This window comes from Lutibacter sp., from assembly GCF_030692605.1.
Taxonomy (GTDB): Bacteria; Bacteroidota; Bacteroidia; order Flavobacteriales; family Flavobacteriaceae; genus Lutibacter.
In genome coordinates, this window is sequence record NZ_JAUYUD010000004.1 from 1 (window position 1) to 15,115 (window position 15,115).

Sequence of the window (15,115 nt, forward strand, 5' to 3'; positions counted from 1 at the left end):
TGCTTTGAAACTAATAAACATGAATAATGTTTCTCTAATACTAATTTTACACATTCAAGTTTAAATGTGTAATCATATTTCACTTTTCTTTCCATAAAAATACCCCCAAATAGTGTCTAACTTTTTGGGGGCAGTCTAATTGCGGCTTTTTTTAAGATTTTTTATCATTTATTTAATGGCGTCTAAAACTTCACTTAAAAAAAATATTTACATCAAATTCGGGGTTTTCTGCCAAGTCAAACCTCACAATTACAAGGTCTTTTGAAGGAATGATAAATACATGTTGGCCTTGGTAGCCATTACATGAAAATAAACTATATAATTATTCGATAACAGACAAAATCTCTTTTAACAATTTATTAGAAGAAATGTTATTTAATTCAAATTCAACAACATCTTTATTTTCTCCAGTTTTAACTGGTCTGTTTTTTAACTGCTCTTCTAAAACACTAAAAGTAACTCCCAACCTTACAACCACCAATTCTTTGGAAGGAATAATATACACTCTTTGTCCTTGATAGCCATCGGCAAAAAATAAATCTTTTGGAACATCAGGCAAATGACCACCAGCATTTAACCAAAACTGTGCGCCGTATACACCCTCAGAACCATTTGTTGGGATTGCCGTATATTTTACCCAATCTTCACTCATAATTTGTTCTCCATTCCAATTTCCATTGTGTAAATAAAGCAATCCAAATTTTGCCCAATCTCTTGTAGTTGCCCAAGCATAAGAAGATGCTACATAATTACCTGCCAAATCTGTTTCAACCAGCATAGAGTGCATTCCAATTTTATCAATTAAATCGGTATACCAAAAATCAAGATATTCTTGGTGATTTTTAAACTTTTGTCTGATAATTCCAGATATTAAATTGGTTGTTCCTGAGGAATAATTCCAAGTTTCATTTGGCTTGCCAACAAAAGGCTTATTAATTTGTGACTTCGACATATCAGTTTCAAAAAATAACATTTTAGTCACATCACAAATCTTTGTGTAATCCTCTTCCCATTTCAACCCGCTATTCATATGTAATAGGTTGTCTATTGTAATTTTAGAACGTTCGTCATTTTTCCAAGCATCAATTGGAGCTGGTTCGTCCTTGCTTAATTTACCCTGCAAATCCATCACACCGCAAACCGCACTCATCAAACTTTTTCCCATAGACCATCCTAACAATCGGGTATCTTTGTTAAACCCATCTGCATATTTTTCGGCTATAATTTGATTTTTATAGATTATGATTAATGCTGTTGTTGTATTTTCAGGAGTATTTTTACCAAAATACGTTTCAACTACATTTTTTAATTTATCATAATTTATGGTGGAAAAAACAGTATCCTTTTGCGGCAAATCTCCATAAGGAAACGGCAAATTAATTGACGTTATATTTCGCTTCGGAATCAAATAAGGTGCAGTTGCATCATAATCACTATTTGTAACAACGCTTCCCAGTCCTTCTCTATAAACAGCTGTTCTACTTTTAAATCCGAAAACAGTTGAAGTAACAGATTTATTCTCAAGATCTACTTCATTTTTTGCCCAAGTAACAGGCGAAAAATGAATGTCACTTGCTTCAATTGACTTTTGAGTTCTATGAGCAACAAAAATTCCTGAAGAAACCCATTTAGCCGAAATTCCGGAAATCAACACAAATTTTTGAAAATTTGAATATCCAACATAAATAACTGCTAAAAAAACTAAAGAAAAACCCCATTTTATAAATTTTTTCATTGAAATACATTTTAGTAAATGCTAAAAGTAACAATTATTTTGTCAGTTCAAAAAAAGTTTTTACTTTTGTTAACCATTTGGTTAAACTATACAGTTAAATTAATGAAAAAAGAAAAGGAAATAACCACCGAATCCAATATTTTAAATGCTGCAAAACATGTTTTTCAACGCAAAGGAATGGACGGTGCTCGAATGCAAGAAATAGCAGATGAAGCCGGTATCAATAAAGCATTGTTACATTATTATTATAGAAGCAAACAATTGCTTTTTGAAGCTGTTTTCAAAAGCGCTTTTACCTTATTGGCACCTCAGCTAAATAAAGTTTTAAACGATGATACTTCCCTTTTCGAAAAAATAAGAAATTTTACAAATAATTACATATCATTTGTTATTAAACACCCTTATTTACCAAATTTTATCATTCAAGAAATAAATAAAAATCCGGAATTCATAAAAAATTTTTTATCGGAAAAGGAGTTTCCAAATATTGAAAAATTTAAAAAACAAGTTGCTGATGAAGTAAAAAATGGGATTATAAAACCAATTAAAGCAGAACAGTTATTTATCAATATTTTGGCTTTAAATTTATTCCCATTTATTGCAGCGCCCCTATTGAAAGGGTTTTTATCTATTAACAATGAAGATTACCAACAAATGATCGAAGCCAGAAAAACAGAAGTCGCCGATTTTATAATTAATGCTATAAAAGTTTAATTTATGAAAAATTACATCAAAATAATATTCTTATTTATTTCAATTACTTCAATTGCTCAAGAAAAATTAACACTTGAAGAATGTTATACTTTGTTGAATAAAAATTATCCATTAGCAAAACAAACAGAATTATTAGCAAAGCAAAATGCGCTGGACTTACAAGTTATCAGAACTGGAAAATTACCGCAATTCGATTTTTTAGCACAAGCAACTTACCAGTCTGATGTTACTTCAATTCCAATTGCAATTCCAGGTTCTACAATTGAACCGCCAAATAAAGATCAGTATAAAGCAACCATTTCTGTAAATCAACTTATTTATGCAGGCGGACTTATAGATGCTTCTGCAGCTATGAAGGCTGCTTCTTTAAAAACAACTCAAAAGCAGGTTGAAGTGAGTTTATATCAATTAAAAAAACAAGTGAATCAACTTTATTTTTCCATTTTATTACAACAAGAAAAATACGATTTATTAACTTCAAAAACAGCATTGTTAGAAGCCAAATTAAAAGAAGTAAAAGCGGGAATAAAATTCGGTGTCTTATTACCAACTTCCGATAGCGTTTTAGAAGCTGAATTGCTGAAAATTGAACAGCAATTTATTGAAATAAGCTTCAATAAAAGCAGCTTAATAAACACCCTTTCTGAATTAATTGGAACGAAAATAAATGCAACAACTTATTTAGAAAATTCGGTTGTATTAATCGCATCAAACAACGAAATAAAAAGACCAGAATTGGATTTATTTCAACTTAAAAAAGATGAAATTGAAAGTTCTAATCATTTAATTTCCAAACAAAATTCTCCCAAATTAATGAGCTTTGTTACTGGCGGTTACGGAAATCCAGGGTTAAATATGTTAGACAATTCGTTTCAATCTTTTTATATGGTTGGCTTAAAATTAAACTGGAATGTTTTTGACTGGAATTCTAACAAAAAACAACGCGAATCTTTACTCATAAATAAAGAAATTGTTGATACTGAAGAAACTGTTTTTAAACTAAATACGAATATAGCGTTGAACCAGCAACAAGATGAAATTGACAAAATAACTTCATTTATTGAAACCGACACTTCCATTATAGCATTGCGTAAAGCTATTTTAGAAACTGCAGCATCTCAATTAAAAAATGGAGTCATTACCGCATCTGCTTATATCACAGAATTAACCAATTTGTACGAAGCGGAAAACAATTTAAGCACACATAAAATTCAATTACTGTTAGCAAAAGAAAACTATAAAACAACTAAAGGAAATCCAGCCCCCTAACCCCCAAAGGGGGAATTCCATGAAAAAAGAAAAGTGACTTAAGAAGAAAGATTAAAGACTAAAAAATAAATTATAAGCAAATGAAAATCATAAAAATAATAATAGGAATATTCTTAGTAACAAGCAGTCTAATCTCTTGTAGCAATAACGATAAAGCTGATGGTTACGGTAATTTTGAAGCTATTGAAACTACAATTTCAGCAGAAAGCAATGGAAAACTAATCCTCTTTACTGTTGAAGAAGGAAAAACTCTAAAAAAAGGGGAACAAATAGGTTTAATTGATACCATACAATTAAGTTTGAAAAAAGAGCAACTATTAGTTTCTAAAAATACCATAACATCAAAATCAAAAGGTGTTTTATCTCAAATAAGTGTCCTAAAAGCACAATTGAAATCAGCCATAATTTCAAAAACCAGAATTCAAAATTTGATAAAAGAAAATGCTGGAACACAACAACAATTAGATGATATTGATGGAAAAATTGATGTTTTAAATAATCAAATTAGAAGCGTTGAAATTCAAAATTCACCTGTTGTTAATGAGCTGAAAAGTATTGATATTCAAATTCAACAAATTGAAGATCAATTACAAAAAAGCAACATTATAAATCCAGTTAATGGAACTATTCTGGTTAAATATGCTGAACCTAATGAAATTACTTCATTTGGTAAACCACTTTACAAAATTGCCGATTTAAGCACTTTACAAGTGCGTGTTTATGTGAGTGAAAAGCAACTTTCAAGTATTAAAATTGGTGAAGAAGTTACTGTTAAAATTGATGCAACTGAAGCGATGAAAAGTTATACCGGAACAATTTCCTGGATTTCGTCAGAAGCAGAATTCACTCCTAAAATTATTCAAACAAAAGAAGAGCGAGTTAACTTAGTTTATGCTGTAAAAATTGATGTGAAAAATGATGGAAGTCTTAAAATTGGAATGCCTGCAGAAATGTGGATAACTCAGTAATCCGTTGGCAGTTGCAGTTTTCAGTTTAAAAAAAATTAAAAAAAAGTCCATTATTATGAAATATTTATACAAAATAGCCTCAATACTTGCCTTTTTTATAGGCATGATGTCAATAATTGCAGGATCAAAAGTATTGCTAGGAATCGACAAAAAAAACTATACAGTTCTCAACTGGTTGGTAATTTACAATGTTGGATTTGGATTTATTTCAATTGTAACCGCCTATTTAATAGGATCAAAACATCAATTTGCCAAAAAATTCATCCTATTTATACTCGCTTCACACAGTATCTTATTGTCATATTTATATTTTTTTAATGAAAATGTTGCCTCTGAAAGTATGAATGCAATGCTTTTTAGAATAAGCATTTGGATAATCATTTTTCTATTATTTACAAACTCTAAAACTCAATCAAAATGAAAAATTCAACACAACTTTTTGCAGTAGCAATACTATTCATTTTTACAATTTCATGTAAAAATACTACCGAAAAAAAACCAGAACAAGAACAACCACAACAAACGGAAGAACAACACCATAACGAAGTTGAAGTACTTCAATTAAATAACGGAAAATTATGGGAAGCCAATTCTGAAACTTCTGAAGGAATTAATGCAATGTTAGAATTAATGGCTAATTTTTCTGAAGTAGAAAATCCAGAAGCTTATGCAACCCTAAAACAAAATTTAGAAACGCAATTTAAAACTATTATTGAAAAATGTAGTATGACTGGTGAAGCGCACGATCAGTTGCATTTATTTATAGTTCCTATGAAAGATTTATTTAATGGTTTAACTTCTTCAGATATTGTAAACAGCAAAGAAAATTTCAACAAATTAAACGCACATTTAAAAACTTACAAAAACTATTTTGAATAACATATAATGAGCATTTCTGTACAAAATATCAGCAAATCATTTAAAGATAAAACCGCTTTAAAAAACATTTCTTTTGAAGTAAAAGAAGGTGAATTATTCGGATTAATTGGTCCTGATGGCGCTGGAAAAACAACCATTTTCAGAATTTTAACCACCTTGCTTATTGCTGATAAAGGAACAGCAACTGTGGCTGGTTTTAATGTTGTTGAAGACTATAAGAATATAAGGAATCATGTGGGTTATATGCCTGGAAAATTTTCACTGTATCAAGATTTAACAGTTGAAGAGAATTTGACTTTTTTTGCCACCATATTTGGAACCACCATTGAAAAAAACTACGATTTAATAAAGGATATTTACATTCAAATTGAACCTTTTAAAAAACGTAGAGCAGGCAAATTATCTGGTGGAATGAAGCAAAAACTAGCTTTGTGCTGTGCCTTAATTCACAAACCTAAAGTGTTGTTTTTAGATGAACCAACCACAGGTGTTGACCCAGTTTCAAGAAAAGAATTTTGGGAAATGTTAAAGAGATTGCAGCAAAAAGGAATTACTATGTTGGTTTCTACTCCTTATATGGATGAAGCTGCTCTGTGTGATAGAATTGCACTCATTCAAGATGGTAGAATATTACAAATTGATACCCCACAAGAAATTATAAAACATTATCCGAAAAATATATATGATGTGAAAGCCGATAATATGTTTAAACTCATAGAATTTTTAAATGAATATGAGTATAAATATAGCGTTTATCCATTTGGTGAATTTGTACATTATACAGATAAAAGAGAAGATTTCAACCCGAAAGAATTGTATCATTTTTTAGAAGAAATGGGTGCCGTAAATATTAGTATTCAACCAACAAAAACTACTATTGAAGATACCTTTATGGAATTGGCTAAATGAAAACTGTTATTAAGATAAGCAATTGTCATTCTGAATGTAGTGCAAACGAAATGAAGAATCTTCTACTTAAAAAGATGAGATTCTTCGCTATCGCTCAGAATGACACAAATAGTAATAAATGAAAGGAGAAAGCGTAATAAAAGTTGAAAACCTCACCAAAACATTTGGTGATTTTACTGCCGTAAATGCCATTACTTTTGAGGTTAAAGCAGGAGAAATATTTGGGTTTTTAGGCGCAAATGGAGCAGGAAAAACTACAGCTATGAAAATGCTGATTGGTATTTCAACACCAACTTCCGGAAGTGCACAAGTAGCAGGTTTTGATGTTTTTACAAATCCTGAAAACATTAAAAAAAATATAGGTTATATGAGTCAGAAGTTTGCTTTGTATGACGATTTAACGGTAAAAGAAAATATTACTTTTTTTGGGGGAATTTATGGCTTATCACGCTCAAAAATAAAAGAAAAACGGAGCGAATTGGTCGCAGAATTGGGCTTGGGTGACATTATAAATGAATTGGTAGGTTCTTTACCATTAGGCTGGAAACAAAAATTATCCTTTTCGGTTGCTTTACTACACAGTCCTAAAATTGTTTTTTTAGATGAACCAACTGGTGGTGTTGATCCAATTACCAGACGCCAATTTTGGGAGATGATCTATAAAACTGCCAACAACGGAACCACTGTTTTTGTAACTACACATTATATGGATGAAGCTGAGTATTGCGATCGTGTTTCTATTATGGTTGATGGTAAAATTGAAGCGTTGGATACCCCTAAAAAATTGAAAAAGCAATTTAAAGCTGAAAGTATGAATGATGTTTTTTTAAAATTGGCAAGAAGCCCAATTGATAATTGATAATGCAAAATTAAAAATGAATAAATAAAAGTCATTGCGAACAAAACGGAGTGAAGTGTGGCAATCTCGCAAATAAAAATGAGATAACCACGTCGCTATCGCTTCTCGTTATGACAAACTAAAAATAATAAAATCCTTCCCTTTGGGGAAGTTAGATGGGGAATATGAAACGATTTATAGGATTTATAAAAAAAGAGTTTTACCACATATTTAGAGATAAACGTTCGTTGTTTATACTTTTTGGAATGCCAATAGCACAAATAATGCTGTTTGGTTTTGCCATTACCAATGAAATTAACAATGTAGACATTGCTATTCTTGATCATTCAAAAGATGCAACAACACAAGAAATTATTCATAAAATTGCATCTTCAAAGTATTTCAGCATTCGACAATTAATTAAAAATGAATCTGAAATTGAAGCTGTTTTTAAAAAAGGAAAAGTGAAAGCAATCTTGATTTTCGAAAAAGATTTCAGTAAAAATTTAACAAAGGAAAGCAATGCAACTATTCAAATAATTACCGATGCAACGGATCCAAATACCGCAAATACCATTAGTAATTACACAAATTCTATTCTTCAAAAATACCAGCAAGAAATTAATAAAAACGTAAAATCACCTTATCAAATTGTTCCAGAAACTCGAATGGTTTACAATCCAGAATTAAAAAGCGTTTTTATGTTTGTTCCCGGTGTAATGACCATTATTTTAATGTTAGTTTCTGCAATGATGACTTCCATTTCTATAACACGTGAAAAAGAATTAGGAACCATGGAAATCTTACTCGTATCTCCATTAAAACCATTTCAGGTCATAATTGGCAAAGTTGTACCCTATATTTTCTTATCTATAATTAACGCCGTAGTGATTGTTTTACTTAGTATTTTTATCTTTAAAATGCCTGTTCAGGGCAGTTTATTTTTATTGGGAATTGAAAGTGTTTTATTCATAATAACATCGTTATCCTTAGGAATCTTAATTTCAACAGCATCAGCTACCCAACAAACAGCTATGATGATTTCTTTAATGGGTTTAATGTTGCCAACCATACTATTATCTGGGTTCATTTTTCCAATTTCCAGTATGCCTTTGCCTTTACAAGTAATTAGTAACACTATTCCAGCAAAATGGTTTATCATTATTTTAAAAGGAATTATGCTGAAAGGTGTTGGGTTACTTTTTATTTGGAAGGAAACATTAATTCTAGTTGCGATGACACTATTTTTTATTGTGTTGAGTATTAAAAAATATAAAATAAGGTTAGAGTAATTCAATTAACAATGAAAAAATAAAAATGAATAATGAGAAACTGTCATTGCGAAATTTTTGATAAAAAAATTGTGGCAATCTCTTTCTAAAAAATGAGATAAGCACGCCGCTATAGCTCCTCGTTATGACGAATTAAAATGAAGAATTATAAAATGAATACAATTCTATACATCATACAAAAAGAATTCAAACAAATTTTTAGAAATAAAGGAATGCTTCCTATTATTTTTATATTACCATTATTGCAATTAGTTATTTTATCTAATGCCGCAACTTTTGAAATAAAAAATATAAAATTCTCCTATATTGATAATGACAACACTTCCTTTTCCCGAGCGTTGATTGATAAATTTGAAGCATCAACTTATTTTAATGTTGTTTCTAGTTTTTCTTCTGAAAAAATGGCACGTTCAGCTATGTTAAAAGGAGAAGTTGATGTTATTTTGGAAATTCCTCCATATTTTGAACGAGATCTTTTAAAGGACAAAAAAACAAATTTATCAGTTATTATTAATGCTATTGATGGCGCTGCAGCAGGAGTAGAAAATGTTTATATCAATCAAATTGTACAAAGTTTTAATAAAAATGCACAAGCAGCATTAATGCAACCATCTGACTTTATAAACAAGCCTAAAACCATTACAGGTATTACTTCTTTTTGGTATAATGAAACGTTAAATTATAAAACATTTATGGTTCCGGGTATCTTGGTTTTATTGGTAACAATGATCACTTTATTTTTATCAGGAATGAATATTGTACGCGAAAAAGAAATTGGGACTTTAGAGCAAATGAACGTAACTCCTATTAGAAAGCATCAATTTATAATTGGCAAACTATTCCCTTTTTGGATTATCGGATTTGGCTTATTAACCATAGGTCTCATTATTTCAAAAGTTGTTTTTAATACCCCAATCATTGGGAGTCTTGGTTTAGTTTATTTTTATACAGCTTTTTACCTTTTGGTTATTTTAGGTATGGGATTATTTATATCTAATTTTACTGATACACAACAACAAGCAATGTTTATTGCCTGGTTTTTTGTGGTAATCTTTATTTTAATGAGTGGTCTTTTTACACCTATTGAAAGTATGCCAATGTGGGCACAATATTTAACAGAATTTAATCCCATAAAATATTTTGTAGAAGTCATGCGAATGGTGATGTTAAAAGGCGCTGATTTTAATGATATTTTACCTCAGTTTTTTAAAACGCTAGGCTTTGCCATTTTGATGAATGGCTTGGCAGTTTGGAGTTATAAGAAAACCAGTTAATATTTTTCTTTAAATAATGGCATAAATATTAAGGTCTTAAATAAATTGAAGAAAATATAATAACCTAAATTTGATACGATAAAAAGAGAAGATATGAATGATAAAATAGTAGTTATCAAAAAAAATTCTGGAGATTTAGAACCCTTTTCAATACAGAAGTTCTCTAAATCTCTTCAAAATAGCGGTGCTTCAAACGAAGAAATTGAAAGAATTGTTAAGACCATACAACTTGAACTATATGACGGAATTTCTTCAAACTTAATTTATAGAAAAGCCTTTCGTATATTAAAAAAATACAATCGAGACTCTGCTTCAAAGTACAGTTTAAAAAGAGCAATTTTCGAATTAGGTCCTACCGGTTTTCCTTTTGAAAGATTGATTAGTGCGTTACTAAAACAAAAAGGATATAAAACTAAAATTGGCGAAATATTGCACGGTGAGTGCATTACCCACGAAATAGATGTTCTGGCAGAAAAAGATGGAAATGTTTATACTATTGAATGTAAATTTCATACAGATCCATCCGCGGTAAGCAATGTAAAAATTCCATTATATATTAACTCCAGATTTATTGATGTTCAAAAAGTATGGAATAATTCGGGTAAAACCACCCATTTAAAACAAGGTTGGCTGGTTACAAATACACGTTTTACAAAAGATGCAATAGACTACGCAAATTGTGTTAACTTAACCTTGTTAAGTTGGGATTACCCCAAAAATAACGGAATAAAAAATAATATTGATAAATATGGCTTATATCCAATAACTACCCTGACCTCTTTGACGAAAAAAGAAAAAATTCAACTTATTGAAAAAGATATTATCCTAGTAAAAGAGCTTTCTAAAAATCCGGATTCGCTCCATCAACTTGGTTTTTCAGAAAAACAAAAAGCATTGGTTTTGGCCGAAGTGCATAAGTTATGTATCCTGTCACATCCTTAAAAAGAACTTTAGTATTTCCTTTAAACGAAGTTGATTTTCGCAAAAACTGTTTACCCATCTAATAAATCAGCTTATTCTAAAATTTACGTTAAGATTTTAAATTTTACGACCTCTAAAATAAAAGCTATTTTGTAATTTTGTATTTAGAATCATTCTAAAAAAAGAAAATGATAGACATAAAAAAAATCAGGACTGATTTTCCAATATTAAAAGTAAAAATTAACGGAAAACAGTTGGTTTATTTAGACAATGCTGCAACCAACCAAAAACCACAAGTTGTTATAGATAGTATTGTTAATTATTACTCCACTTTTAATTCAAATATTCACAGAGGTGTTCATACGTTGAGTCAATTAGCTACAGATGCTTATGAAGAAGCTCGCATTAAACTTCAACATCATTTTAATGCTAATAAAAGTTACGAAATTATATTAACTTCAGGAACAACACACAGCATAAATATCGTTGCAACAGGATTTACTTCTTTGTTGAATGAAAGTGACGAAATTATAGTTTCAGCCTTGGAGCATCATTCAAATATAGTGCCTTGGCAAATGCTATGTGAGCGTACCGGTGCCATTTTGAAAGTAATTCCTATGAATTTAAAAGGAGAATTAGTGATGAGTGAATATGATAAATTACTTTCTAATAAAACAAAACTAGTATTTGTAAATCACGTTTCAAATGCTTTAGGAACCATAAATCCTATTAAAGAAATTATTGATAAAGCACATAGTATTGGAGCAGCTGTTTTAATTGATGGCGCACAAGCTTGCCCACATATTAAACCAGATTTACAAGCTTTAGATATGGACTTTTACGTTGCTTCAGCTCATAAATTATGTGGACCAACAGGTGTTGGAATTTTATATGGAAAAGAAGTTTGGTTAAACAAATTACCGCCATATCAAGGAGGAGGGGAAATGATTAAAGAGGTTACTTTTGAAAAAACTACATATGCCGATTTACCTCATAAGTTTGAAGCTGGCACACCAAATATTGCAGGTGTAATTGCTTTTGGAGTTGCCATTGATTATTTAAATAATTTAGGCTTCGATAACATTGCTTCCTATGAAAATGAATTGCTTCAATATGCCACTAAAAAATTACTTCAAATTGAAGGTCTAAAAATTTATGGTAGTTCAAAAAATAAAACAGCTGTAATATCTTTCAATATAGGTGAAATACATCCGTATGATATAGGTGCAATAATTGATAAATTAGGAATTGCTGTAAGAACTGGTCACCATTGTGCGCAGCCTATCATGGACTTTTATAAAATTCCAGGCACTATTAGAGCTTCATTTTCTTTTTACAATACCTTTGAAGAAGTTGATCTTTTATATGATGCTTTGTTAAAAGCGAAATCAATGCTTTGTTAATTATTTAACATTTTATAGCAAAAAGTTAAAATATTAACCTTTTTTATTGGTGTGATAATTATTTTATATTTTTATTGCTGAATTAGTTGTTATTAATGAAATAATTTATATATTCGACCATCATTACTAATGATAAGTCCCTAATTATTAACAAATTTTATTTAAAATCTCAATGAAAAAACTAATTCTTTCTTTTGTAGTTTTAGCGTTAGTTATAATTGCATGTCAACCAAATTCTGACGAAATTACCCCAAATCAAGAAGTTGCCATAGACATGAGCGACTTTTATGTTTACACCGATGATAATTTATCAGCTAAATCCGAAGAGGGTTCACATGGTGACAAGTGTTATAGTATGAAAGTACTAAACCAACAATTAAAAGACAATCCAGGTCTTGAAAACCGTATGTTTGAAATTGAAAAACATACTAGAACTTTAATTTCAAACAAGGGTGCTGCCAACAAAGGAAAACCGGGTGGTGGTGGAACTACTCCTCCAACTCCTTATGTAGGAACAGTAACTATACCGGTAATTATTAATATTCTTGAAGATGCTGCTCACCCAGTAACTCAAGCTCATATTAATTCTCAAATAGCTATTTTAAATGATGATTTTAACAATAACAATGCAAGAACAAGCAATGTCCCATCTCTATTTGCTGCATTAATTGCAAATACTGATATTACTTTTGTATTAGCTGGAGTGAATAGAAAAGCTTCTACCAAAGCAACTTGGGGAACAAATAATTCTATGAAATATACCAGTCAAGGTGGTTGGGATGCGACAGATCCTGCTAACTATTTAAACATCTGGGTTTGTGAAATTGGTGGTGGAATTTTAGGATATGCACAATTTCCAGGAGGCGCTTTAGCTACTGATGGTATTGTTATCGGTTCTGATTTTTTAGGCGAAAATACTGCAGGTGGTCAATACGGCCACGGTAGAACAGCAACTCATGAAGTTGGGCATTGGCTAAACTTACGTCATATTTGGGGTGATGGTAGATGTTCTCAAGATGATTTTGTAACCGACACTCCTAGTTCAGACAGAGCAAATTATGGTTGCCCTTCTTACCCAACGGTTCATTGTAGTTCTGCTGACATGACTATGAATTATATGGACTATACAGATGATAATTGTATGTATATGTTTACAAATGGTCAAAACGATAGAATGAGAACAATTTTTGCGTCAGGCGGCTCTAGAATAAGTTTTGTTCAATAATTTTATATATAGATTATAACCATAAAAAGGAGCTTTCAGCTCCTTTTTTTTGTAACTTTATCGTTATATAACCCGTTGGGTGTAATTATTTAGTTTAAAAAAAGTCTTATAAATATTGGCCAAGATACTGAAATTCAGTATCTTGAAGTCGCTAAACCGCCAATATTTATGTCAAATATAGTAAAAAATTATTATAAAATTTTAGAAGTTATAAGTTCTTTGAATATTGTTTTAAACACAGAAATCCGAGTTGGAAGAAGACTTAAAATGACTGATTTAGAAGTTGTTGCATTGAGTTTAACTTCCGAATATATGTCTATTGATAGTGAAAACTCATTTTTCAATCAATTGCAAAATGGGCAAATTTCTAATCTAATTGAGCGAAGTCAGTATAACAAGAGAAGGAAAAAATTATTCCATTTTGCTGAAGAAGTCAGGCAACATTTATATTCAAAATTCACAGAGTTTGAAAATTATTTTGTTGTTGATAGTATGCCACTGGAGATTTGTAAAATGGCTCGCCATAATAGAATTAAAATTTGCAAAGATGATTTTCAGACTGCACCAGATAAAGGTTTTTGTGCATCCCAAAATTCTTGGTTTTATGGTTACAAACTTCACGGGGTTTGTACCGTTTCTGGAGTTTTTCAATCAATAGATATTACAAAAGCGAGTGTTCACGATGTCCATTTATTAAAAGATTTAAAACATCAAATGTCTGATTGTGTGCTGCTTGGAGATAGAGGATATTTATCTTCAACCCTACAATTAGATTTGTTTGAAACAGCAAATATAAAATTGGAAACTCCTATGAGAATAAATCAAATTGGTTATAAAAAACAACCCTATATTTTTAGAAAATCAAGAAAAAGAATAGAAACATTATTCTCTCAATTGTGTGACCAATTTATGATTAGAAGGAATTATGCTAAATCTTTTCAAGGTTTTAAAACAAGAATTTTAGCAAAAATAACAGCTTTAACATTGGTTCAATACATCAATAAATTTATATTTGACAGACCAATAAATAATATTAAAACGCAAATAATTTAATTACACCCAACGGGTAAAAGACTAATATAATTTAATATTTTCAAAAAAAGAAACTGGAATAATTATTGATGCTGTATACTTCTTAATACCAACTTATTATGAAAATTTATATCGCTCTAATTTTTATATTTCTTATTTTGACAGGATGCTATTCAACCAAAAGAACTTCTGATAATACCACAACTAATCGACCAGATGGAATTGTTCGAATTGCCAATGATAGTTTAGAATATGAAATACTAATTATTGATATTGGTTTTGAATCTTATTTGAACAGCATAGCTAAACCCATCAATTATTATTCGCAAAGTTATTATGAGTTAAAAAATAAATTTTATGTTCCCATATGGAATCAAAGAGTTACAAATTCATATTATAACAAAAGATATATCTACGAAAATATAATAGATTATGATTATAATATTGATTACGGCTTGGATGTAAATTACAAATTATTTAATTATTTTAAATTTGTTGAATATAAATACAAAGAAAAATTTTTCTGATTGTCCGTTTTCTGTCATAACCCTGTAATACCTGCTATTACTAGCCTATCGAATAATTTTTCTTCAAAATATCTTCTGTTAAGCTTATAAACGAACTCATTTAGGTACAATTGAAGATATTTTCCTTTA

15 protein-coding genes and 1 pseudogene are annotated in these 15,115 nt (G+C 30.1%); 14 read left to right on the forward strand and 2 right to left on the reverse strand.

Annotated elements, in window-relative coordinates:
* Nucleotides 1-322: 322 nt before the first annotated feature.
* Nucleotides 323-1,735: a serine hydrolase gene (locus Q8S45_RS00275; protein WP_305600171.1), complete on the reverse strand. Its 1,413-nt coding sequence runs from the start codon at nt 1,733-1,735 to the stop codon at nt 323-325.
* A gap of 102 nt (nt 1,736-1,837) precedes the next feature.
* Between Q8S45_RS00275 and Q8S45_RS00280 the strand changes: the two genes are divergently transcribed.
* The 14 genes from Q8S45_RS00280 to Q8S45_RS00345 all read left to right on the forward strand — a co-directional run bounded on the left by Q8S45_RS00280 (nt 1,838) and on the right by Q8S45_RS00345 (nt 14,986).
* The gene (locus tag Q8S45_RS00280; RefSeq protein WP_305600173.1) at nt 1,838-2,449 is read left to right on the forward strand and encodes a TetR/AcrR family transcriptional regulator; all 612 of its coding nucleotides are present in this window, start codon (nt 1,838-1,840) and stop codon (nt 2,447-2,449) included.
* A 3-nt stretch (nt 2,450-2,452) separates the two neighbouring features.
* Nucleotides 2,453-3,718 (forward strand): TolC family protein, encoded by a 1,266-nt coding sequence (locus Q8S45_RS00285; protein WP_305600175.1) that lies wholly within the window; start codon nt 2,453-2,455, stop codon nt 3,716-3,718.
* 80 nt (nt 3,719-3,798) lie between these two features.
* Nucleotides 3,799-4,686 (forward strand): HlyD family secretion protein, encoded by an 888-nt coding sequence (locus Q8S45_RS00290; protein WP_305600177.1) that lies wholly within the window; start codon nt 3,799-3,801, stop codon nt 4,684-4,686.
* A gap of 55 nt (nt 4,687-4,741) precedes the next feature.
* Nucleotides 4,742-5,107, forward strand: coding sequence for a hypothetical protein (locus tag Q8S45_RS00295; protein WP_305600179.1), 366 nt, complete (start codon nt 4,742-4,744; stop codon nt 5,105-5,107).
* Complete coding sequence (locus Q8S45_RS00300; protein WP_305600180.1) at nt 5,104-5,565, forward strand: hypothetical protein; 462 nt, start codon at nt 5,104-5,106, stop codon at nt 5,563-5,565. Before Q8S45_RS00295 ends, Q8S45_RS00300 begins: the two co-directional genes overlap by 4 nt.
* A 6-nt stretch (nt 5,566-5,571) precedes the next feature.
* Complete coding sequence (locus tag Q8S45_RS00305) at nt 5,572-6,474, forward strand: ABC transporter ATP-binding protein (RefSeq protein ID WP_305600182.1); 903 nt, start codon at nt 5,572-5,574, stop codon at nt 6,472-6,474.
* 118 nt (nt 6,475-6,592) lie between these two features.
* Complete coding sequence (locus tag Q8S45_RS00310) at nt 6,593-7,333, forward strand: ABC transporter ATP-binding protein (RefSeq protein ID WP_305600184.1); 741 nt, start codon at nt 6,593-6,595, stop codon at nt 7,331-7,333.
* A 164-nt stretch (nt 7,334-7,497) separates the two neighbouring features.
* On the forward strand, nt 7,498-8,604 hold the full coding sequence (locus tag Q8S45_RS00315; RefSeq protein ID WP_305600185.1) for an ABC transporter permease: 1,107 nt from the start codon (nt 7,498-7,500) through the stop codon (nt 8,602-8,604).
* A 152-nt stretch (nt 8,605-8,756) separates the two neighbouring features.
* Entirely contained in the window at nt 8,757-9,878 is a 1,122-nt protein-coding gene (locus Q8S45_RS00320) for an ABC transporter permease (protein ID WP_305600187.1), read from the forward strand.
* 93 nt (nt 9,879-9,971) lie between these two features.
* Nucleotides 9,972-10,820, forward strand: a complete 849-nt coding sequence (locus tag Q8S45_RS00325; protein WP_305600188.1) for a restriction endonuclease — start codon at nt 9,972-9,974, stop codon at nt 10,818-10,820.
* 167 nt (nt 10,821-10,987) lie between these two features.
* On the forward strand, nt 10,988-12,202 hold the full coding sequence (locus Q8S45_RS00330; RefSeq protein ID WP_305600189.1) for an aminotransferase class V-fold PLP-dependent enzyme: 1,215 nt from the start codon (nt 10,988-10,990) through the stop codon (nt 12,200-12,202).
* Nucleotides 12,203-12,374: 172 nt separating this feature from the next.
* The gene (locus tag Q8S45_RS00335) at nt 12,375-13,427 is read left to right on the forward strand and encodes a zinc metalloprotease (RefSeq protein WP_305600190.1); all 1,053 of its coding nucleotides are present in this window, start codon (nt 12,375-12,377) and stop codon (nt 13,425-13,427) included.
* Nucleotides 13,428-13,694: 267 nt separating this feature from the next.
* Nucleotides 13,695-14,480 (forward strand): IS982 family transposase, encoded by a 786-nt coding sequence (locus Q8S45_RS00340; protein WP_305600194.1) that lies wholly within the window; start codon nt 13,695-13,697, stop codon nt 14,478-14,480.
* Nucleotides 14,481-14,578: 98 nt separating this feature from the next.
* A complete protein-coding gene (locus tag Q8S45_RS00345) occupies nt 14,579-14,986 on the forward strand; it encodes a DUF6146 family protein (RefSeq protein WP_305600192.1) in 408 nt (135 codons plus the stop codon).
* A gap of 14 nt (nt 14,987-15,000) precedes the next feature.
* On the opposite strand, the pseudogene Q8S45_RS00350 reads toward Q8S45_RS00345, so the two are convergent.
* Nucleotides 15,001-15,115, reverse strand: a pseudogene (locus Q8S45_RS00350) (IS1595 family transposase); the annotation flags it as partial.